The sequence below is a fragment of the Synechococcus sp. PCC 7335 genome (assembly GCF_000155595.1).
Lineage (GTDB): Bacteria > Cyanobacteriota > Cyanobacteriia > Phormidesmidales > Phormidesmidaceae > Phormidesmis.
On the sequence record NZ_DS989904.1, the window covers coordinates 62,012 to 82,821 of the forward strand.

The 20,810-nt window shown below is 49.7% G+C and carries 19 protein-coding genes; 6 read left to right on the forward strand and 13 right to left on the reverse strand.

Annotated elements, in window-relative coordinates; all coding sequences use genetic code 11:
* Nucleotides 1-27 precede the first annotated feature (27 nt).
* Nucleotides 28-954: an SUMF1/EgtB/PvdO family nonheme iron enzyme gene (locus S7335_RS00275; RefSeq protein ID WP_006457415.1), complete on the forward strand. Its 927-nt coding sequence runs from the start codon at nt 28-30 to the stop codon at nt 952-954.
* Nucleotides 955-1,033: 79 nt separating this feature from the next.
* Nucleotides 1,034-1,945, forward strand: a complete 912-nt coding sequence (gene mazG / locus S7335_RS00280; RefSeq protein WP_006456190.1) for a nucleoside triphosphate pyrophosphohydrolase — start codon at nt 1,034-1,036, stop codon at nt 1,943-1,945.
* A 96-nt stretch (nt 1,946-2,041) separates the two neighbouring features.
* Here mazG and S7335_RS00285 read toward each other — a convergent pair whose 3' ends face one another.
* Together S7335_RS00285 and S7335_RS00290 are read right to left on the reverse strand one after the other, a co-directional pair.
* Entirely contained in the window at nt 2,042-4,036 is a 1,995-nt protein-coding gene (locus S7335_RS00285; RefSeq protein ID WP_006455203.1) for a serine/threonine phosphatase, read from the reverse strand.
* Between the two features lie 84 nt (nt 4,037-4,120).
* The gene (locus S7335_RS00290; RefSeq protein ID WP_006455783.1) at nt 4,121-4,780 is read right to left on the reverse strand and encodes a pseudouridine synthase; all 660 of its coding nucleotides are present in this window, start codon (nt 4,778-4,780) and stop codon (nt 4,121-4,123) included.
* Between the two features lie 107 nt (nt 4,781-4,887).
* On the opposite strand from S7335_RS00290, the gene S7335_RS00295 reads away from it, so the two are divergent.
* The gene (locus S7335_RS00295) at nt 4,888-5,193 is read left to right on the forward strand and encodes a hypothetical protein (protein ID WP_006454132.1); all 306 of its coding nucleotides are present in this window, start codon (nt 4,888-4,890) and stop codon (nt 5,191-5,193) included.
* 132 nt (nt 5,194-5,325) lie between these two features.
* Here S7335_RS00295 and S7335_RS00300 read toward each other — a convergent pair whose 3' ends face one another.
* Entirely contained in the window at nt 5,326-6,228 is a 903-nt protein-coding gene (locus S7335_RS00300) for a lipopolysaccharide assembly protein LapB (protein ID WP_006457286.1), read from the reverse strand.
* Nucleotides 6,229-6,749: 521 nt separating this feature from the next.
* On the opposite strand from S7335_RS00300, the gene S7335_RS25575 reads away from it, so the two are divergent.
* The gene (locus S7335_RS25575; RefSeq protein ID WP_006453967.1) at nt 6,750-7,913 is read left to right on the forward strand and encodes a hypothetical protein; all 1,164 of its coding nucleotides are present in this window, start codon (nt 6,750-6,752) and stop codon (nt 7,911-7,913) included.
* A 46-nt stretch (nt 7,914-7,959) separates the two neighbouring features.
* Here the strand turns inward: S7335_RS25575 and S7335_RS00310 are convergent, their stop codons facing one another.
* The gene (locus tag S7335_RS00310) at nt 7,960-9,153 is read right to left on the reverse strand and encodes a homocysteine biosynthesis protein (protein ID WP_006454308.1); all 1,194 of its coding nucleotides are present in this window, start codon (nt 9,151-9,153) and stop codon (nt 7,960-7,962) included.
* A gap of 200 nt (nt 9,154-9,353) precedes the next feature.
* Between S7335_RS00310 and S7335_RS00315 the strand changes: the two genes are divergently transcribed.
* On the forward strand, nt 9,354-10,748 hold the full coding sequence (locus S7335_RS00315; protein WP_006455695.1) for an amidase: 1,395 nt from the start codon (nt 9,354-9,356) through the stop codon (nt 10,746-10,748).
* 11 nt (nt 10,749-10,759) lie between these two features.
* Here S7335_RS00315 and S7335_RS00320 read toward each other — a convergent pair whose 3' ends face one another.
* The 5 genes from S7335_RS00320 to S7335_RS00340 all read right to left on the reverse strand — a co-directional run bounded on the left by S7335_RS00320 (nt 10,760) and on the right by S7335_RS00340 (nt 15,704).
* A complete protein-coding gene (locus tag S7335_RS00320; protein ID WP_038015311.1) occupies nt 10,760-11,254 on the reverse strand; it encodes a TIGR03943 family protein in 495 nt (164 codons plus the stop codon).
* 18 nt (nt 11,255-11,272) lie between these two features.
* Nucleotides 11,273-12,079, reverse strand: coding sequence for an ABC transporter ATP-binding protein (locus S7335_RS00325; RefSeq protein ID WP_006453990.1), 807 nt, complete (start codon nt 12,077-12,079; stop codon nt 11,273-11,275).
* An 11-nt stretch (nt 12,080-12,090) separates the two neighbouring features.
* On the reverse strand, nt 12,091-12,978 hold the full coding sequence (locus S7335_RS00330) for an ABC transporter permease (RefSeq protein ID WP_006455651.1): 888 nt from the start codon (nt 12,976-12,978) through the stop codon (nt 12,091-12,093).
* A 55-nt stretch (nt 12,979-13,033) separates the two neighbouring features.
* Complete coding sequence (locus tag S7335_RS00335) at nt 13,034-14,080, reverse strand: ABC transporter substrate-binding protein (RefSeq protein ID WP_006455554.1); 1,047 nt, start codon at nt 14,078-14,080, stop codon at nt 13,034-13,036.
* Between the two features lie 67 nt (nt 14,081-14,147).
* Nucleotides 14,148-15,704: an amidohydrolase family protein gene (locus tag S7335_RS00340; protein ID WP_038016600.1), complete on the reverse strand. Its 1,557-nt coding sequence runs from the start codon at nt 15,702-15,704 to the stop codon at nt 14,148-14,150.
* 378 nt (nt 15,705-16,082) lie between these two features.
* Between S7335_RS00340 and S7335_RS26525 the strand changes: the two genes are divergently transcribed.
* Nucleotides 16,083-16,484, forward strand: a complete 402-nt coding sequence (locus tag S7335_RS26525) for a Uma2 family endonuclease (RefSeq protein WP_071776893.1) — start codon at nt 16,083-16,085, stop codon at nt 16,482-16,484.
* 54 nt (nt 16,485-16,538) lie between these two features.
* Here the strand turns inward: S7335_RS26525 and S7335_RS00350 are convergent, their stop codons facing one another.
* The 4 genes from S7335_RS00350 to serA form a co-directional block, all read right to left on the reverse strand.
* Nucleotides 16,539-16,751 carry a hypothetical protein gene (locus tag S7335_RS00350; protein WP_006455330.1) on the reverse strand — a complete coding sequence of 71 codons (213 nt, stop codon included), beginning with the start codon at nt 16,749-16,751 and terminating at the stop codon, nt 16,539-16,541.
* Between the two features lie 39 nt (nt 16,752-16,790).
* Nucleotides 16,791-17,906, reverse strand: coding sequence for an RRXRR domain-containing protein (locus tag S7335_RS00355; RefSeq protein WP_006454983.1), 1,116 nt, complete (start codon nt 17,904-17,906; stop codon nt 16,791-16,793).
* A gap of 224 nt (nt 17,907-18,130) precedes the next feature.
* Nucleotides 18,131-19,105, reverse strand: a complete 975-nt coding sequence (gene prmA, locus S7335_RS00360) for a 50S ribosomal protein L11 methyltransferase (RefSeq protein WP_006453497.1) — start codon at nt 19,103-19,105, stop codon at nt 18,131-18,133.
* Nucleotides 19,106-19,159: 54 nt separating this feature from the next.
* Nucleotides 19,160-20,740 carry a phosphoglycerate dehydrogenase gene (gene serA / locus S7335_RS00365; RefSeq protein WP_006454232.1) on the reverse strand — a complete coding sequence of 527 codons (1,581 nt, stop codon included), beginning with the start codon at nt 20,738-20,740 and terminating at the stop codon, nt 19,160-19,162.
* Nucleotides 20,741-20,810: the final 70 nt, after the last annotated feature.

The window sequence follows — 20,810 nt, forward strand, 5'->3', positions numbered from 1 at the left end:
GCTTGGTTTCAAAATAAGGAATGCAGTATGCAAAATCGACTTGCTTTATTATTGCTGTTTGCGATGGTGGGATGTTCAGGTCAAGAGAGCGCTGAGCACGTATCTGAAGCCGAAATACCAGTGACGCGCTCAGCGTGTGAACAGCAGGGATTTGTTTTTATAGAAGCGGGCGATTTTTTGCGGGGAAGTGATCGCACCCAAAAAGACTACGCCTACCGCATCAGCGCTGAAGGCTTTGCCGATTCGCCGGAGGAGATCGCCGAAGCAGAGGCGGGCTATCGGCGTCGCAACTGGTTTGAGCGCGAGCCGGACGAGCAGATGGTCAATTTGCCAGCGTTTTGCCTAGCTCAGAATCTAATTACCAACGAGGACTATCAAGCGTTCGTGCAAAGTACCGATCATAAGCAGCCAGGTATTTCAGCCGCAACCTATCAAGCGCAGGGGTTCCTAGTGCATGACTACAGCAAAGTAGAGCCTTATCTATGGCAAGACGACCAGTACCCAGCTGGCCAAGGACAGCATCCGGTGGTACTAGTTTCGTATGAAGATGCGTTGGCCTATGCAGAATGGCGATCGCAACAAGATGGCGTTACCTACCGACTGCCAACGGCTTTGGAATGGGAGAAGGCGGCTAGAGGGACGGATGGGCGCTATTTCCCCTGGGGCAGTGAATGGCGAGATGACGCTACAAACTGGGCGAGAAATGGACCTACAGGGACAAGTGCGATCGCTACCTACCCCGATAGTCGCAGTCCCTATGGCATTGAAGATATGGCGGGCAACGTTTTTGAATACACCAGCACGCTCGTTGAAAAATCCAATGGTGAAACGGAGGTTTTACTTAAAGGCTGCGGCTGGGATGACTATCCAGGTTTTTGTCGAGCGGCCTATCAGCATGATCGCCCCCATGACTCAAAACACATTCTTTTTGGCTTTCGCCTGACCTTAGAATAGGTTGGCCAAGCAAAAGAAAGTATACTTTGTCGCCTGCTGCCCGCTAATATCAGTCGAAGTAGAGCTATTTCCTTAATCTATGGCACCCTCTTTGCCCAGCAGCTTACCTAAGCCCCAAGACTCAAGCGCTCAGCCAACAGAGACTCAGACTTTGCTAGAGCTTCAACGGCTCATCGACGTCATTGCTCAGCTACGTAACCCTGAGGGCGGCTGTCCTTGGGATCTCGCTCAAACACCTCAGAGCCTAACGCCATACATCATTGAAGAAGCTTACGAAACGGTAGATGCTATTCAAACCGGTAAGACCAAAGATGTAGCCGAAGAGCTAGGTGATCTGTTGTTACAGGTTGTCTTGCAAGCGCAGATCTTTCAAGAGCAGGGTGATTTCAACTTGGGAGATATTGCGAAGGGAATTGCTGATAAGATGATTCGCCGGCATCCTCATGTTTTTGAGAATCAGACTGACGAAGCAACTGATAAGACGCCAGAAGCAATCAGTACTACGTGGGAACAAATCAAGTCAGCGGAAAAGGCAGATACTGAAGATCCTAATAAACTATCTCCAAAACTGCGGCGATACGCCAGATCATTACCTCCACTCACAGGGGCCATGAAAATCTCCCAAAAAGCTGCTAAAGCCGGGTTCGAGTGGGACTCCCTGTCAGGGGTCTGGGCGAAAGTAGATGAAGAAATCGCCGAACTACAACAAGCTATTCAATCAGAGACCACTACTGCACAAGAAAGTGAGCTTGGTGATGTTCTATTCTCTTTGATTCAGATTGCACGGTGGCAAGGGCTTGATCCCACTGCGGCGCTTCAGGGCACGAATCGTCGGTTCATTCAGCGCTTTGCTAGTGTTGAAGCTCAAGCCCAAAAGCCGCTACATTCCTATGATCTAGCTGAACTCAACGCGCTTTGGCAACAGGCGAAGCAACAGATTGCAGCACAGTCAATTGTCTCAGAGCCCTCTGCATCAGAGTCCTCGCATTAGAGAATAAGCACTGTCAAAACACAATCCCTTACAACACACAAGCGCCCATACTAAACCAGGTAACAAGATAGTTTACATTACAACCTTGGATGACAACTAGGCTCGAAGACTCGTCAAATCTGGACTAATCTTAAGCCGAACGACAATTCCAGTGATATTGTCGTGCCCATTTACCTCATTAGCTAGCTTAATTAGATCATCCATACCAGCCACAATCCCTTTCTGCTCTTGTAGTATTGGAGCGATATGGCTATCTAGATGATCTTCTACTAGACTGTTGTCACTTAGACCATCGGAGCAAAGCAGGAGCAAAGTATCCTCCGAAAAGTTGAGGTAAGTCACGCCGGGAACAAGATCCCTTTGACTACGAGGCCCTAGCGCTTGAGTTAGCTGGTACGCGTCCGGGCGCTCATAGGCGATCACTGGATCGACCCCGTGCTGAATCTCTCTTTGGCCGACTTCATGATCGGTTGTAATCTGCTTTAGCCCGGCTCGCCGAGTATATTGATACAGCCGACTATCCCCCACATGAGCAACCACTGCGGACGTTCCTTGCAATAGCAACAGAACTAGCGTTGTCCCCATACGTTCGTGTCCAGCCCTTTGTTCTTCTTCATTAAGTTCGTATACCGCCTGGTTGGCCAGTTTCACCGATGCAACGATTGTGTCCTCGTTCGGTAGCCCACCCTCTGCATCGGTGTCGCCTGCAAAATTGTAAGGCCAGTTCGCTTCAAAATAGTCAGATAGGGTTCGAGCCGCTAACCGACTAGCGATTTCTCCCCCATCGTGTCCGCCCATACCATCGCATAGCACGTATAAGCAGTGGGTCTTGAGACTGTGAGCATGGTTATCTGATAATTTTTGGTAGCGGCTAGCAATCGAGAAAAAGTCCTCATTGTGATCTCGCATACGGCCAACATCAGTATGACCAACGTCTTCTAACGCAACTAGCTTCATAGGTAGAACCATCGTAGATTCTTCCATTTCTGTAAGATCACTAGCCAAGGTACTTTCTAAAGGATCAACTAAAGAATCTGTTGAAAAATCTACTAGAGCCATATCATTTTCAGAATCAGCCATGGCCACTTTAGAATCAAACATGGCCACCTTAGAGGCGGACGTATCTTTAAGCTGGGGGAGATGAGGTGATAGACCAGTTTGAGGCGTGGCTGCCGCTGGCGTGGAGCGGAGACCTTCGCCAATGACGGTAAGTTCGTCCCTTAGCTGTTCCAAAGTATTGGCAGAAGTCACCGCTAATATGAACTGTCTAATCTGTCTAAGTGTGGCAATTTCACCGCTATGGGGCTGAGCAAGGAGAGACTTCAAGAAGGCTTGTAGATCTGGGAGCTGAGGGAGATCTGGGAGCTGAGGACTGGAGGATTGAGCGTCTATAGACTGTGAATCTACAGACGCTACAGAGGAGCTGTCTTGATTTTCTAGGCAGCTAGATTGACTCTTCAGCCGGGTAAACTTGCGTATGTATAGAGATTGATCAGAGGTGACGCCAAGATTGTCGGCTTGCAAGAGACTGGTTCGCCATTGAGGAACAGGCTTGAGCTTAGCCCAAAGATCGATGAGCAGCTGGGTCCAGTAGACAGGCTGAAGCGGATCAATAGCAGTAGAGAAGGCTTTGAATAAGGGAGTTGTGGTTGGCTGATCGTGAGTGATAATTAGGGTGCTCTCCCCTACTTGCCAGGCATCATAAAGCTGAGGGGTTGTCTCTTTGAGCAACAGATAGAGATAGGCATCGGCGGGCAGGTCCGGAATAGATTGAAGGGTTTCTAAGGTTGGCGCAGTATCGGCACTGGTCAGATCGCAGATCTGCTGCTGCAGGGGCGATCGCAACTCAATTTGAGTATCAACCACGTAAGCTCTACCTGGACTAAGTACCGTAGACACCTGATAGCGACTGTCAGATAATTGGCCACTCGGCTGAGTAATCGGCAAGCAAGTATCTGGAACTAGTGCTAAGCAATCAATGGGCATCAGCTCAACTCGTAGCAATGGCTTAGCTACTAAAGGTGTCCCACAGCGCTGACAGAAGTTGTGATCGATTGGGTTGGCAAACTGGCAGTTGGCGCAGGTGAGCATATCAAGGGCTAGAGCATTATCTCCAGAATGGCTTGGGAATAGTGGCAGAAGCTATCTGCTCTAAGCAGCGTTACTTGGTTTGGATTATGCCCGAGAATGGACATTACCAGGAAGTGATCGTATCTCTGTTGCTGTCAGCGATCGCCACTGTCCAGGTGATAGGCCAGATAGGGTTAGCGCCAAAGCAGCGCCAGCTCGTTTTTTCGTCTGCCGCTGCTTTTGCCGCTTTTCGGGGGTCGGCAGAAATAGAGCACTGCGAACCAGACGCAGCGTTGGGAAGCCTACTGCTGCGGTCATTCGACGCACCTGTCGATTTTTCCCTTCAGTTAAGGCGATTTCCAGCCAAGCTGTCGCTATCTGCTTACGATAGCGAATAGGCGGATTTCTAGGCGGTAAGTCGGGGTCTGGGATAACGCTTACCTGAGCGGGCCGAGTTCGATAGCCCCGAATAGTCACCCCCGCTCGTAGCTGATCGATCGCCGCCTCTATAGGCTGGCTCTTAGGTCCGCACTCTACTTGCACCCAATACTGTCGGCGATGGCCAAAGCGTGGATGGCTTAGCCGATGTTGCATAGGGCCATCGTCGGTTAGTAGCAGTAATCCTTCGCTATCACGGTCTAACCGTCCTACCGCATAGACATTTGGTACAGCTACCAAATCTTTCAACGTTCGCCGGCCTGATTCATCCGTGAATTGACTTAGTACGTCATAGGGCTTGTAAAGCAACAGATAGCGATAGGGCACGTAAGCAAACTTATTAATTCTTGAACTCTATTGACAAATCATCCTAAACCTAAGAGAGATCGATATTCTAATAAAACAAATTAAGCTATGTTGTGAGAATTCGAGCCATGGATAACGCAAAAACCTACAAGATGAACTGCACCCTAAAGTTCGGCGATATCTATAGCCAGATTATTGTCTGGCTACTGGTTCTATTTATCAGTTTGGCTTCGGCTTTAGCACTGATGGGAGCTAGTCGTCCAGTATATGCTCTAGCTACCGTTGGCCTGATCTTTGTGCTGTCGCTGCCGTTCCTGCTTTTTGCCTTTGTGACAACGTTGCTAAATCACATTGAATTTAGTGAAGTTGATCCCGATGCGGTAGTTGCGAAGTCACCCGCAGCCACCGCACGCTTAGCGAGCCAAAGTGCCTAAGCACTTACTGTCAGCTTTTTAAGAAAGATGCTCAAATAACCTAACCCCTTGTAGGACAAAACTATAGGGACGCAGCTAGGTGTGTCCCTGTAGTTTTGCCTATTGTTTTGTTAGAGATCGCTAAGCGAAAGCCTATGGCGTGGGTGCTGCTGACTCCGCCTCTACATTTTCTTCTACTGCATCTACATTCTCTTCTACGACAGTATCTTCTCCGCTCGGTGAAGTCTTCTGGCTGACCAACTCTCGCACACCGTCTTTATACTGAGCCGGCGCTAACGCGATCGCCTGGTCAAATAGAGCCTGAGCTTCGCTGTCTTTGCCCTGCTCTTTTAGAACTAGGCCTTTAGCAAGCGTAGGACGAAAATCTGGCTGAGTCGGCGAGGAAGCTTGAGCATCTGCGATCGCCTCGTCATAAACGCTCAGCGCCTGCTCCAACTGACCTCCTTCCACATACACCTGACCTAACAGCAGCTTGACGGAAAGCTCGTCAATACTACCTGACGAAATTCCATTGTTTTGGTCCGCCGTCTTCAGGGTGTCTTGTAGTAACCCTATCGCCGCTTCAGTTCGATTTTGACTTAGCAGCAAAGCTACAAACCCTTCTAAAGCTGGAACACTACCAGGGGTTTGGGTGAGAACGCTACGATAAACTTGGGCAGCACCCTCTAGATCATTAAGCTGCTGTTTAGTCTGAGCAAGTAAAACTGCATATCTAGGCTCGCTAGGATTTAGATCTACTAGCCGCTCTAAAGGCTCTACAGTCCCCTCTAAGTCCCCTAGCCTACTTTTAGCATAAATGATACCGGAGAGCGCCGTTTGGTTATCAGGCTCTCTGCTAAGCACCGCTGTGTATCCTTGAATCTCACCCTCTAGCTGAGTAGTTTCATCTGCCGTTGGCTGAGTCGCTGCTGAGGGTGATTGATTTCGGCTAGAAGCTCGGCCGTTGATACCAAATAAGATAGGAACAGCAACAAAGGCTGCAACCGCTGCGATCAGAACCCCTCTGACCAGCCAACTGTCTTTCTTTAAAACCATAGTATGCTCCTTGGCTAACTGTTCATCGACTTGACTATCAAACTATCTATCAAGGTACTATCCATCAAAATAACTTGCTCATACTAGCCTACCCCCCTCATCTCCCTTCACTCCACCTATGCAGCTTCACAGTTCGACCCCTACTTCACCACCCAATTTCACAGCCTCACGTGTAGTTCTTGTAAGTAGAAAACAGGTACAGAATTTGCTACTCATTAAATATTTTGAAGGAATATTTTGAAGAATACTTTGAAAAAATATAGGTAGATCTGCTGATGTACAGCGCGAACCTTGATCAATCCAATTCTTTGGTATCTTCACGCCGGAAAATGTTTTGTTTCTGACAAGAACCGTGAAGGCCTAGTCATAGAATTGAGTCGTTCGCGCTAGCCTATGAGGAACCTTATAGGAACTAGCAAGTGCGATTGCTAGCTATATGATTGTCGCGTAGTGCGAGTGAAGGCTTTTCTTGGTCTTTACTATCAAAAAATCGCAGGTACAGTTCAGGAGTTAGAGAATTGATGAGTTCTGCTGCTAGCCGCCCCCAAAAATCTGCCAACCAATCTGATGATGCCGCTTTGAATTCTACCCAGGCAGAGTCAACCGCAGAGTCAACCACCAACTCCAAGACTAACCTGCATCAGCCACCTAGCCGATCGCTGCTCCGCCCCCCGGCTCGACCTAAGCCGCCTGCTCGTCCTGAGGTGATGGCCTCATCAACGCCCCCAAAACAAACAGATCTCGAAGCAGCCCCAGCAGTCTCCCAACGCCCTGGTCCGATTTCGCTACCGAGCGATCCGAGGCAGTATCGAGCGATTGGATTGATAAAAGGAAAATACATTGCCTCTGAAGAGCAGCTTAACCGAGGAAATATCCAAACAAGAGACGGAAGGCTCATCGATGCGGTCCTATTAGGACGGGTCACTAGCCTACTCAAAAAGCATATTGACCTAGACAAAGACCATCTCTGGGTGGTCTATCCTCGTACGCTCCTCAAAGAGGAGGGCAAGGGTGAAACCCCATCAAGAGCCGAGCAACGCTCCTCTGATGAAGAAGTATCTGACCAGTCGAATTCTAATCAGACTAGCACCGAGCAGACTAGCACTGAGCAGTTTGAGGCCGAAAAATCTGACACCGCTACAGCCAGAAAAGAGGCGAATGAAGGTCTAGAGAAAATTCCAGCGCTGCATGTCCAGATTGTAGGCGTCTGGGAACCTGAAACGCTCAACGCGGAAGCTATGGAACAACCTGAAGAGTCTCGCCCGCTCTCTAGTAAAGAAGCTGAAGCGCTATGCGATCAATTCTCTATCAGAGGAGAGGTAGCTAAATACTCTGAAGAATCAGGCGAGATCACAATCAACATTGTCCAGCAGAGTAAGTCTGCGAACACTAAACCCAAGCGGCCCTTCAAGCTATTAATTAACGGCCAGCTTGAAGGGCGAACCACGGGTTACTTCTGGGACTTGACGGTTGAGCGACAAGAGGGCAAGTTGGTGCTCAAAGAGGGGAAGTCGATTGGCGTAGTCCCACCAAAGAAAAAGCCAAAAGGTCAAAAAAACGCTAAGCGGCGTCCGCCTTCTAATAAGACAAAAGGAGCATCAGGCCCACCCAAACCTAAACCCAAACCAAAAACGGCTAGTACGATAGCCCAAAATACGCAGAAGCAGAGCAAAGAGCAGGGGTAGAGGGCACAGGCAAAGAAATCGCTAAGGTTAAGCTAGGTAACGCTGCTTAAGCCATATCTATTTGCGGTCCCCAGCTATCTTGTGGCATAAACCGCGTATCAGTCGGCAGCGCTGCGATCGCTTTAGTCAGCTCAAATTCGCCTGCCTCGATTCTTTGCTTCAGATCGAGAGCCACCTGCCCAGAAAGATAGACGCTAGCTAGCGGCGCAGTCCTTACCGCTTTGCCATCGAGTACGATGCGGCCTGACTTGAGCTGTGCATAGCTGACTAAACCGAAGATAGGTCTAACTCTTCTAGGAATTGAAAAATCAATCACAGGCACCACTAAATCTTCATCTTTGACCGCGCAGCTGGCCAGCACTGCTTGGTTAAGAATCGGAATCGGCACCCCAACGCCTAGCATTAGTGAAGGGCCATAGCCTTTGAAGTAGCAACCGCGCACCCAATGGGCATCCATACGTTTGGCATCACCGATCAAAGCAACAGTAGCAGCTGGCCCAACAGGCGTACGATTGGGTAGACGACGCTGCAAAGGGAAGTGCTGAGTGCCTTCCCAAGCAATATAGCCTTCGCTACCGCCGAGCAAAATTCGGGTACCAATGCCAATAGTTTGCAGATCAGGGAGGTTGAGCAGGGGGGAAAGAGCGCCTGTATTGGCATAAACGGCGTTACCTAAGCGAGGCTGTAGCGGACCTAAATAGGTAGCCAAAGGACGATCTCCCCCATTGACCGCCACGATAAAGTTTTGGTAGAGGTTACGAGGGTTGAATAGGTAGAACTGATTGAGGCGATCGCGCGTAATCGTCGTATCCAAACTGGCCCGAGGATAGCAGTCTGTCACCTGGCCAAGGGCACTCAGGCGCACCGGTTTATCCGCTATGAGATCGGCAATCACATGACCACCGCCACGTTCTTCTACCTCTCCTTCTCGAATACTGTCTCGGCTGGAGGTCATCAGCTGCCCCGCCCCGAGGTAGAGATCCACCGCACCAAAACCCGAGTAGGCTAAAACGCCATCTAAGTGACATTCAACAATTTTGATAGGCGGATCGCTATGGCCCAGATTCATCATTGCCCCAGAACCTTCCATTGGCTCAAAGGCTCCAGTGGTGATCACATCAACTGTTTTAACCGCCTGCTCAATGCCTAGTTCCGTGATTTTCGCTTTTGCTTCGGTAATGGTCCATACGGTGACGCTACCCTGGCGAATCTTGTCGTTTATTTCGGCAATGGTGCGCATGGGTGAATAGCTGAGTGAAGCTGTATCGGATAAACCTCAGTATAGGTTGAGTTTTGTATCACACATTTGAATATCCCCTATGAATTCTACAAACAGGCAACCCCCTATCACTGCCTATCACTGTCTAGTAGTCTTGGAATAAACGGTATGAAGAAATACGTTTTTCTGAAATTCAAAGCTGTCTTTTGTAAATCGCTAGAATGACCGTTGATCCTAATTGGCTTACCTTAAAAATACTGACAAAACAATTGAGAGAAGGGAGATTAACAGTCACTCAATTACTACAGAGCTGTATTCATCGCATTAACCAGCACGACTCTCAGGTGCATGCATGGGAACATCTTGACATTCAATTAGCCTTGCAGTTGGCGAAGGGACTAGATAGGGCAATAGAGCGGTCTGATGAGACACCTCCATCTCAAATTGTTTCTTCCTTATTCGGTATACCTATTGGTGTGAAAGATATCTTTGCCACTTTAGATATGCCCACGGGGTGGGGCATGGATATCTATCGAGATCGCTATCTAGACCATGAGGCAGCTGTTGTATCTCGATTGAAAGCCGCTGGTGCGATTATTCTAGGGAACACTGTCACTACAGAGTTGGCCACCGCTGCTGCCGGGCCTACAGCCAATCCCCATCATTTACAACATACGCCTGGGGGTAGCTCTAGTGGTTCAGCCGCAGCAGTTGCTGATGGTATGGTGCCCCTAGCCATTGGTTCCCAAACGATGGGCTCAATTTTGCGACCCGCTGCCTACTGTGGAATTTTTGGGTTTAAGCCTAGCTTTGGGCTTATTTCTCGGTATGGCATGATGCCCGTTTGCCAGGAGCTTGATCATGTAGGAATTTTTGCCCGTGGCATAACGGATCTTCAAATCTTATTGACCGTACTAGTAGGCCCTGATCGTCGAGATCCAGACAGTTGGCTAGGGGAACCTTTTGGAACAATAGAATCGACATCGAAATTGGCACAACACCATCACTCGTCGTGCCTCCGAATCGGATTTGTTTCAACACCTTACTGGAATCAGGCCGAGAAGGTTACCCAGGTTCGTTTACATCAGGCAATGTCTAAGCTGCAGCAGGCTGGAATCAATGTCGAAGAAGTGAGCCTACCTAGGGAGTTTGATCGCGCTTGGGAGGTTGTTCAAACTCTCTGTGCCTATGGACTGCATAAAGAGCATGGCAGTCACCTGCCAACCAACGTTGGTTCACCAATCTTACAAACCTGGCTGCAGCGCGGACAGGCCGTCTCTGACGCGAACTACCGACAAGCCTGCCAATATCGTGATCGCTACCGCCAGTTATTGCAGCCTATTTTTGCCCAATACGATGCTCTGCTTAGCCCTGTTACGCTTGGGCCTGCTCCATTTGGATTGACCAATACAGGGTCTCCTGTCTTTTGTGGGCTGTGGAGTCTGTGCGGCCTTCCTGCTCTAAACCTTCCGCTCGGGCAGACAGAGTCGGGGTTACCCCTAGGGGCACAACTGATAGGACCCCTTTACGCTGATAGAGAACTTTTAAAGGCTGCAGAACAATGCTGGACAGTATTCAAGATGCATTTTGGTGGCGTGAAAAGACCTACAGGATGATAGTACCCGTATCAAAAAACGCCGTTGATATAGACTTTCTGGGGTTCAGGGATTGTTTCAATCTGATCAGGGAGGACCACGAGTACAGGTTTATTACGCACCGTCACTGTACCAAAGGTGCCTCGAACCTTCAGCCATATGTCATTTTCAAAATCATCGGCAGTGTCTGTATGAATCGATAATCCTAGGGGAACCGTATCAGACAGGCAACAGCGAATCACCTGGCGTGCTAATACAAATTGCTGAGGCGCACCTGGAAAACTTCGGTATACGAAGCCAGTCACATCTACTGGCTGCCCTGGAAATATCTCTAAAGGTTCTCGTACCGACGTAATTAACCGTCTCCACTGCAACACATTACGCTTTAACGGGTCAGGTTCTTCTCCGGCAGGCTCAGCATAGGCCCAGATATCAATCGCAGGCTTATCATCCATTTGATCCGCTTTGCTCGGCCCGCCTCCTATCCACCGGCTCAGATTTTGCACAAAAGGAAAACGACGAGTCATCAGCCTATGCAACTCTCCTCACTTAATCCGGGTATCTAACATCTCGGCCAATTCCTGCTCTTCAAAAGCCCTTACGACTTCCGAGCGCAACCGATCCACAAACAAGTTGCGATGGTAGGCAAAATCCTCACTCATCATGTCGCGAGGGCGCGGCATGTTTACCGTTACCATCTCCAGCATTCGCCCAGGATTGGCCGTCAAAATCAGTACGCGATCTGCTAAGTAAACGGCTTCATCAATATGGTGCGTTACAAACACCACCGTTTTCCCCGTCCCCTGCCAAATTTTCAAGAGGAACTTCTGCATCTGATGACGGGTTTGCACATCTAAGGCCGCAAACGGTTCATCCATTAGCAGCACCTGGGTTCCGAGGCACAGAGCCCGGGCAATGCAGGCTCGCTGCTGCATACCACCAGAAAGCTGATGAGGATAGCGATGGGCCGATTTGAGTAACCCTACCTGTTGTAGATATTCTTTGGCGCGCTTGTGGCGATCGCGCTTCCCCATTCCCTGTAAGTTCAACCCGAAAGACACGTTCTCAATCACCGATAGCCAGGGAAACAGCGACGCCTGCTGAAAAATCATCGATCGGTGAGTGGAAGGCCCGTCAACTAGTTCACCACGAAATGAAAGAGACCCCGACGTGGGTGACTCTAGCCCAGCAATCATGCTCAGCAGCGTACTTTTACCGCAGCCACTAGGGCCAATGACGACCAAAAACTCTCCTGGCTCTACCGAAAAGCTGATATCGTCAATAGCCAGGTTGGGCTCGGCGGTATCAGGATTCCAAATCTTGCTGATGCGATCGCAAACAATCTCACTCATGCTTTATTCTCCTATATCTGCGATGACCCTTTCCACCACAGCACCCGCCGCTGTAACTGACGAAAAACCACATCTAGTAAGTAGCCCACTACCCCAATCACGGCCATTCCCAAAAACATCAGCTTGGCATTAAACATTTGCCTTCCTACCATCACGATTGCCCCTAAGCCCGTATTTACCCCCACCATCTCAGCCGCAAGTACAGCCATCCAAGCCGCGAAAAAGTTAATTCTCAAGATAAAGAACAAATCAGGAATCACCGCAGGTAACACCACCTTGAACATTACCTGTCGGCGAGTCGCACCCAATACCCTGGCTGTATTGATATACAGCTGATCTACATTGTTGACCGCATTTACTGTTGCCAACGTAAGCAAAAAGAAAATGCCAATAAACACCACAAAAATAGCCGCTCCATCGCCAATCCCAAACGCCATAATCGCAAACGGAATCCAAGCAATTGGAGCAATTGGGGCTAGCAGCGTAATCACCGGCAGTGTGAGCTTACCAAACAAATCAAAATAACAAGCCAGTCCGCCTACGCCCAGAGCCGCAATAAACCCTAGAACAATTCCTGCCATCACTCGCTTTAGCGTCGCCACCACAGCAGTCAACAACACAAAATTACCGCCCGTGCGTGTCACGCCAATTTGAGGTGCTAAAAACTGTTCCTGATTTTTAATTTCAGCGAAAAACTCATGGGGCGGCGGCAAAATTAACGTGTTGGTCCAGCCTAGTGCTGTTACCAGCTCCCAAATACCGATAAATAATGCCAATGACAGGCACCACCACATCACTGAGATCGCTATCTGCCGCCGCCAGTGCTTTCGCGCATTCGCTTTAGGCCGAATAGTCACAGGTATTTTCATCGGCTCATCAGCCACGCGATCAGCAGTCATCTCTCAGTCCCCATTATTCAGTCCCCGCTATTGAGTTCCTCACTATTCGAGTTACCTATGTTGTCACCTTTACCTTCACCTGCTCCCATAGCTCCGGACTTTCGGCAATCACTTCTTCCAACAAAGAGAAATTAACAAAATTGTCGTCTAAGTCAGTGTTGATGTAATTCAGCTCCCTCATACTTTCAGCTCGACTATACATAAAGTCACGTTTGTCGCGAATATCAACACCTGGCGGCTGCGCTTGAGCAGAAGCCAGCAAGCTGTCCATATCAGTCTTGTAGTACTTATCAATAGTGACCTCAGCGGCCTTAGCAAAGTTACTCTCAATCTCGTACTGAGCCTCAAAGAACACCCGAATCACGTCCTTTACCATCTCGGGTTCTTCAGCGATAATCTCGTTACGTACAGCTAAGACACAATCGGGATAGCCACTCCCATAGATGTCTACACCATTACCCAAAACGTTGCCATTGGTCTCTGTTTTTGCCTTCGTGGCATAGGGTTCAATATGGCTCACCGCATCGACCTGACCGGCTACATAGGCATTAAGTAACTCGGTGGAGTCGCCCAGATATACCATCTCCACATCGTCATAGCTCAGCCCTTCTTGCTTTAAGTAGTCATACACAATCACATCTAGGGTATCTGCTTGGAAGGTAGCGACTTTCTTACCTTTGAGATCGGCAAAGGATTTGATCTCGGGTTTGGCAACCACAATGAGTCCTTCTACTCCGCTACCGGCAACTACTTGGAAGGAAGCACCTTGGGCGTAGGCTGCGATCGCATTGGTGAATGGAATCACCGCCATCTCTACTTTCCCCGTCGCCAACTGCACCGCCACATCAGCAGGCATCGGGGTTAGCGCCGCTGTCCCTTTGAAGCCATACTTAGCAAACAGCGCTTGTTCCGCTGAGTAAAACAGCGGCATATTACACAGCCCAGCGCCGTGTGCAAACTTTATTTCGCGTCCCTCCCGTTCCCCAGAAGCAGCTGTATCATTACTAGTGCAACTACTCAAGAAAGACAATAAGGGAGGCGTCAAGGCGGCCCCTATACCCATCTTAAAAAAGCGGCGACGACCTGTACGAAACTGAAACATGATGAATCTCCTTGATCAATATCTGTAGAAAACTGTCTGTAGAAAACTGTTGTTTAATGCTGAAACTTTAAGGCGCGTGATAGTTTTGGCAGCTAGTGCAGTAATGAGACTCATACCCATTTGGATTCAACCAGCCGTCATAAACCTTTTTCACATACGGAAAAACTTCTTTGGCCAGCTCTCGCCGCCTTAATTCTTGAGGTGTTAGCGGAGCCCTAAGTTGCTCAGCTAACTCAGCTAGCAGCTCATCCTTATCTACATGCGTAAACTTCCCATCTTGCAAAATCACCTCCCCCGCCACCATGACTGCCGAAATTCCACGAGGGCGGCTACGGTGAATCACCGCATCTAAAACAGAAATTGTGTCATCTAAGTAGGGGTAGGCCAGATGTGCCCAGTCCATCACGACCAAATCTGCGGCCTTACCTGGGGCGAGCACGCCTACCTCATCAGCAAACCGCGTCGTTTTTGCGCCATTTTCAGTCGCCATCTGAAACACTTGTGGCGAAGTCGGCACGACAGAATCCATTCCTGGCACTCGATGTAGCTTCAGCACCAACCGCATTTCCTGCAGCATATTGCGGTCGTCATTGATGCCTGCTTCATCGAGACCCATACCCACTGTCACGCCTTTCTGGGCATACGCGTTCAGCGGCGCAATGCCGCTTTGCAAACGCAGATTAGAGCTGGCATTGTGACAAATCATCGTCCCGGTTTCAGCAATTAAGTCAATGTCCTCTTCGGTGAGCCACACTCCATGTCCCAGGGTCAAGTGCGGACCCAAAACGCCTAATTTGTGGAGGTGCTTTACCGCTGAGGTGCCCGTACGACGATGGGCATATTCCATTTGATAAGGGGTTTCTAGCAGGTGCATATGCATGCCCACGCCATACTTATGCGCACGTTCTGTTTGCGTCGTCAGCGCATGATCATCGCACCAGTGCAAATTCGCTGGGGCTAGCTGTAAGCGGATTCGGTTGTCAGCTTTGTTCTCCCACGCTTTCCACAGCGCCTCAAAGAACCATAGATAATCTTCTAACGGCACCTCGTGAGACTTCAGAATGGCTTCCATGTCCGCCGCGATACTGGGCGGCAGCTTAGATACAAACTCGTCATTTGACTCATATACAAAGTGGTTTTGCGTTCGTACTCCAAAGCAGTAAGAGACTCTCATGCCAATATCAGCGTAGGCCTGAAGCACATTCGACGAAATCTCCGACCAGCGAGGCGCAGGCCCAGGTAACCACCCATGAATATGCTGCACGGTGGTAATCCCCGACTCAATCATCTCAAAAGCTGAGTACATCGTGTCGAGATAGAAATCGACGTCCCGTGCCGACAGACGACTAGCGAACCAAAGCTCTAGTGGATAGTCTAGCGAGCCTAGCTGAAAAGGGGTCAAACCCACGTGATGGTGGCTGTTCACGAAACCTGGCATCACAATATGATTGGCCGAACCCAGGATATGATCGGGTTCGTATTTAGCCGATAGCGCTTGATACGAGCCTATCTCTACTATTTTTCCACCTTGTTGAAAAATAGCACCATCTTCGATAATTTCGGCTTCAGTGCGACTCAGCACCCGGCAGATAACTTGCTTACCACGAATGAGGGTAGAAGACATGACATGACCTGCAAAAGAAACAGAGAGCCTCAAAATTGAGGTTACTGAGTCTTTCTCAAGAACAGCCAGCTTACAAGGTTTACCTTTAGCCAAAGACAACTAGCGCACCTTGACAAAAGCCACTCTATCAAAAGGCTTCAGAGATGTTGCGCTAGTGGGAAAAAACTACTTTGTAGGACTAAACCACGCCAAGCTTGGTCCATTTATAGTAGAAATACTAGGCGGATACTCAGGGGTAAGCTGTATGCATTGATACCTTTATCTCATCTTGGAAATGATCTTAATGTTCAGAAATGAGCTTAATGTTATGAGAAGTGCCTGTTCATGATTATCTTGTTCGTGTTGCCATCCAACGGGAACTAGACTTTGCTTCGACCCTTGCCATTCGCCCGCAGGGATAGTTCAAGCGTTTCCAGAACTCCGCTGTACCTTTGGAGCCCGCTCAACTGTTTTAGATATTGCTGTTTTTGGTCAGAACGCATTCCGTGTGATCTCGATGGACAGGTTTCAAACTCATTCAATCTGCCGCCAGATTGGACAATCGAGATTCTCTCACCTAGTCAGAGTCGAACACGGGTGACTCGTAACGTTATCCACTGCCTTAACTATGGGTGTGAAATGGGATGGATTATAGACCCCGCAGAGTCCTTGATATTCACCTATGGCTTAGGTAAGTCAGTGAGTATATTTGAAGACCTCACAGAAGGCTTACCTACACCTGAATCTGCAGCAGCCGTTAACCTGATACCAGGCGATGTGTTTGGTTGGCTGCAGGTGTAGTTCAGTATCTACTGGTTACTCGGCCTTTGAGCAACAATCTGAAACGTCGGTGCGTTAGCAGCTCCGACGATGTGCACTTGTCCAGAGAAAGATAGCTACGGTAAGAGCGGGGGTGATGATCAGAGCGATCGCCACCCAGTTGAGCGCGGAACCTGCCAAACCAGCAACTGGCAGCAGCGGCCCACCAAACTTGATCAATACGCTCAGAGCTGCTGACGAGACGAGCACTTTTGCTAAGAAGATCAGTGTATCCTTTGTGCTGTTCATCTTGTTTTACCTTGAGAGACCCACGCTATAGCTGCTGGCTTAGCGTGCGGAGGGATAAAGAGCTGGTTGAGTGACGCGGGATGCGCCCGAAGCCAGCAGCCCAGTACTTCGCTTCATTAGCTGAACCTTGCTAGCCGTGAACTGAGCTAACCGCTTCCAATTGCTGTCGCTCACAGAAACTTGCTTAGCCGTGTCACCAGACACCCAGCCAACGAATGACCGACCCGCTTTTTCAGCCAGTACCAAATCACCTTTACGAAACCCGTGGCGGGTAGTCGTGCCGCCATAGGCTCTGCGAATGCCGCCTTCGCGAAACTGCAACAGGTGAAGCTGACGCCGCGAAATAGGGGGTCTGCGAATGACAGAAAAAGCAGCAGGGGTAATCGCAACCGCCCCTTTCCACAGTGCCCCATCTGACTTTAGCGAATGCACCGACTCGTATCTAATAAACTCTGAACTGGCTAGCGCTACCCCATCGACTGCATGAGTCTCAGGCGTTTGGTCAGACTTCTTTTGAGACTTGAACAAGCCCAATGCGCGACGCAGGTTCGCGGTGTCGTAGCCAAACTTGGTGACTAACTCGCAACGGTTTACTATCTGTTCGAGCATCCAGTTCTGGCCGACCATCACCGGACTAAAACGATTGTCGCCTTTCGCCTTGACTAGCTCGTACACAACTTTAGAAACTGGGAAGATAGCTTGCAGCTCTTTGAGTACTCGTAACTCAAGTTGACGGTTCGCTCGAATAGAGGGCGCTACCTTCTTGCTTTTGCGGTTGTCGAATCGCTTTTGACGATGGTTCCTGAACTGAAACAAAACGTTTCGATTAATTCGTCTACTTCGCCTAGTCCGACGCATCATCGCCCGAGTCGCCATCCGCTTCCTGACGGTCTCAAAAGGCAAGACCAGATGCGCCATCAAAAGGGTAGCTTTAGCTGACTGAACGCCGATGCCAGAGTATTTCTTGCCTGGGTCGATGCCGACTACAACCGATTGAGTTTCGGTGCCTGATGGCTCACCAGTTAGCTGCACATAAAACACGCCAACATCTGACCATTGCTTGACGGCTTTTCCTGCCTTTAGCCAGCGCCGCACCCGTGAGGGTTTGGCGGGCATCAAAGGTTGGTGGTTTTTATCTACAACGGGAACACGCATAAGTGTACTCAGTGAGTTGATATAATCCAGCGCCGAAGCCCTGTGTAAGTCCCTTCCCGCACCAATGTCAGCATGGCTTGCCATAACGCAACGCCTAGCGACTTCTAGGCTTAGAGTGAATCCGAACGAGGGAAGTATTCGGAAGTCTGTGACAGACATTGGCTCGGTGCGGTAGTCAACGGTTTAACTTAGGGATGAGCCCCCCAAGCCCCTGCTATAGCCCGCTAGGGTTTAGCGTGGGTAGTTGACTTAGGCTTTGCCAGTTCGATTGTCATAGCGCACCATTCGTCTTGATAGGTCGTGCCTGTGACTTGCCAACCGCGTGCCGTCAGATGCTCTTCCACCCAGGCGGCTTTACTGGTCAAGATGCCGCAGAGAATGCCCCAGGTGTGCTCGTTGGCCAGCTCGCTAAGGCGAGGAATGATTAGCCCAACGATAATCTCTGAGAGGATATTGCAAACAATTCCATCTACGGGGCCTGCAGCCATCTCGACGACTTCGCCGACGCTGCCTAGCCGAATTTGTAATGCTTCTGGATCGATATCGTTCAAGTTGGCATTGTCCCTAGAGGCCCTAATCGCCAGCGGATCTACGTCTGCTGCGTATACCTGCTTGGCACCATACAGCAAAGAGACAATAGACAAAATCCCCGAGCCGCAGCCAATATCAGCAATTACCGCGTTTGCTAGCTTTTGTTCGGCCTGTTCTTCTAGCGCCTTCAGGCATAGCTGAGTAGTGGCATGGGCCCCAGTCCCAAAGGCACTACCTGGATCGAGCGTCAAGATAGTGCGATCTGTCTCAGGCGGCTCCATCCAAGCTGGATTAATCAGTAGGCGATCGCCCACCTCCTCCGGCTGCCAATGAACCTTCCAGCTGCTAGACCAGTCTTCTTCAGCAATCAGCGACCAGCTCACCTGTGTCGTCGGCTCTAGGCCCATCTGCACTTCGTCATCGAGGATAGTTTGCCGGAGCGTTTCAAGCGTTTCATGCTCGAACTCAGTCGAAAGCAAATAGGCTTTCACCACACAGCGAGTGCCCACTTGCTGACTGGCTGTCCCTTTACTTTCTAACTGGGAAAAGTACCAGTAAACGCTCTCTTCAAGTGTGAGCGGACAGTCGACAACAACTTCCCACCACTGGTTATCGGTAGGTGCAAAGCTGTTTGGCTGAGCAGCTGTTTGGCTAGAGGGAAATGGCATGAAAATTCAAGAAGTACCTACGTATTCTGCCCAGCGTATTCTGCTCGGCTCATCCTATAGCACCACTACATAAGCGTCACGGATGCCCTGCTCCTTTTTAATCTCTTCTAGGATGCCAGCAGGTAGTGGATCGTCAATGCTGAGCACCATCACTGCATCCCCTCGAACAATCTTACGGCCTACCTGCATACTGGCAATATTGACATTGAAGCTGCCTAACAAGGAGCCAATCTTGCCGATAATTCCTGGCATATCACGGTGCAATGTAAACAGCATGTATTGTGTTGGCGGCACGTTGATAGGAAAGCCATCCATGTCAATGATGCGAACCTCACTGCCACCTAGCAAAACGCCTGTGACCGAATGCTCACCCAAAGATCCTTTTGCCGATAAATACAAGGAGCCCGTGTAGTCTTCTACCGTCGTATCGCGAGTTTCTACCACTCGAATTCCGCGTTCTTTGGCCTCGATTGAAGCATTGACATAGTTCACTCGCTCTTGCAGGGCATTAGACAACAGTCCTTTAAGAGCAGCGACGACAACCGGTTTGGTATCGTTTTGAGCCAGTTCACCTTGCAGCTTGATATTCAGTTCTTCAATTCGACCGCCAGCTAGCTGACCGACAAAGTTGCCAAGCGTCTCGGCCAGATTCAAATAGGGACGCAGCTTTTCTAACACGTCGGGCCGCAAGCCTGGAATGTTGACCGCCGATCTAGCTGGCAGCTCTAGCAAAACGTCGCGAATTTGCTCGGCAACATCGACGGCGACATTGACCTGCGCCTCTGCGGTGGAAGCCCCTAAGTGAGGTGTGAGTACTAAAGGTTTACCAACGGCCCTTAGCGGGGACTCGCCTAGGGGTTCTTCGCTATACACATCGAGAGCTGCCCCCGCAATTACGCCATCGTTCAGCGCTTGTGCTAAGGCTGCCTCATCGATAATCCCCCCGCGAGCACAGTTAATGATACGAGCAGACGGCTTCATCTTAGCAAGAGAGTCAGCGTTGATTAAGTTGGCTGTATCTGGTGTTTTGGGAATGTGCAGCGTAATGTAGTCAGATTCGCTCAGCAGTAAATCCATTTCGACCAGGCGGCATCCTAGTTCTTCAGCGCGATCGCTAGAGATATACGGATCGAACGCCAGCAGATTCATTCCCATTGCCCGAGCCACCGTGGCTACGTGGGAGCCAATTTTGCCTAGACCCACCACACCCAACTTCTTTTTGTAAACTTCTACGCCGGTAAAGGCTTTACGATTCCACTCTCCGGCTTTCATCGACTCATTAGCCGCTGGAATAAAACGCGACATCGAGAGCATCATCGCCAACGCATGCTCAGCAGCGGCGATCGTATTGCCTTCTGGAGAGTTGACAACGACAATACCGCGACGGGTAGCCGCCGGAACATCTACGTTATCGACGCCGACGCCTGCTCGACCAATAATCTTCAGGTTCTTACCTGCTTCTATGACAGCTTGAGTCACCTTGGTTCCAGAGCGAATCATCAACGCATCATAGTCAGGAATGATGGCAACCAGTTCGTCTAAGGGCAGTTTTGTTTTGACATCGACAGTGGCAACCTGGGAAAGAATATCCAGTCCGGACTGATCGATAGGATCGGAGACGAGTACCTTGGGCATAGAAGTTGTTAGAAGATTTCGGACTTACACAGACGGCTATGTTACTGCAAAGTGGCGGCTTCTACTTTAA

Coding starts and splice junctions, on each gene's coding strand:
- S7335_RS00275 (WP_006457415.1), top strand. CDS start 28: ATGCAAAATCGACTTGCTTTATTATTGCTGTTTGCGATGGTGGGATGT.
- S7335_RS00355 (WP_006454983.1), bottom strand. CDS start 17,906: ATGCGTGTTCCCGTTGTAGATAAAAACCACCAACCTTTGATGCCCGCC.
- S7335_RS00285 (WP_006455203.1), bottom strand. CDS start 4,036: ATGCTCACCTGCGCCAACTGCCAGTTTGCCAACCCAATCGATCACAAC.
- S7335_RS00330 (WP_006455651.1), bottom strand. CDS start 12,978: ATGACTGCTGATCGCGTGGCTGATGAGCCGATGAAAATACCTGTGACT.
- S7335_RS00320 (WP_038015311.1), bottom strand. CDS start 11,254: ATGACTCGTCGTTTTCCTTTTGTGCAAAATCTGAGCCGGTGGATAGGA.
- S7335_RS00350 (WP_006455330.1), bottom strand. CDS start 16,751: ATGAACAGCACAAAGGATACACTGATCTTCTTAGCAAAAGTGCTCGTC.
- S7335_RS00335 (WP_006455554.1), bottom strand. CDS start 14,080: ATGTTTCAGTTTCGTACAGGTCGTCGCCGCTTTTTTAAGATGGGTATA.
- S7335_RS25575 (WP_006453967.1), top strand. CDS start 6,750: ATGAGTTCTGCTGCTAGCCGCCCCCAAAAATCTGCCAACCAATCTGAT.
- prmA (WP_006453497.1), bottom strand. CDS start 19,105: ATGCCATTTCCCTCTAGCCAAACAGCTGCTCAGCCAAACAGCTTTGCA.
- serA (WP_006454232.1), bottom strand. CDS start 20,740: ATGCCCAAGGTACTCGTCTCCGATCCTATCGATCAGTCCGGACTGGAT.
- mazG (WP_006456190.1), top strand. CDS start 1,034: ATGGCACCCTCTTTGCCCAGCAGCTTACCTAAGCCCCAAGACTCAAGC.
- S7335_RS00295 (WP_006454132.1), top strand. CDS start 4,888: ATGGATAACGCAAAAACCTACAAGATGAACTGCACCCTAAAGTTCGGC.
- S7335_RS00340 (WP_038016600.1), bottom strand. CDS start 15,704: ATGTCTTCTACCCTCATTCGTGGTAAGCAAGTTATCTGCCGGGTGCTG.
- S7335_RS00300 (WP_006457286.1), bottom strand. CDS start 6,228: ATGGTTTTAAAGAAAGACAGTTGGCTGGTCAGAGGGGTTCTGATCGCA.
- S7335_RS00325 (WP_006453990.1), bottom strand. CDS start 12,079: ATGAGTGAGATTGTTTGCGATCGCATCAGCAAGATTTGGAATCCTGAT.
- S7335_RS00310 (WP_006454308.1), bottom strand. CDS start 9,153: ATGCGCACCATTGCCGAAATAAACGACAAGATTCGCCAGGGTAGCGTC.
- S7335_RS00315 (WP_006455695.1), top strand. CDS start 9,354: ATGACCGTTGATCCTAATTGGCTTACCTTAAAAATACTGACAAAACAA.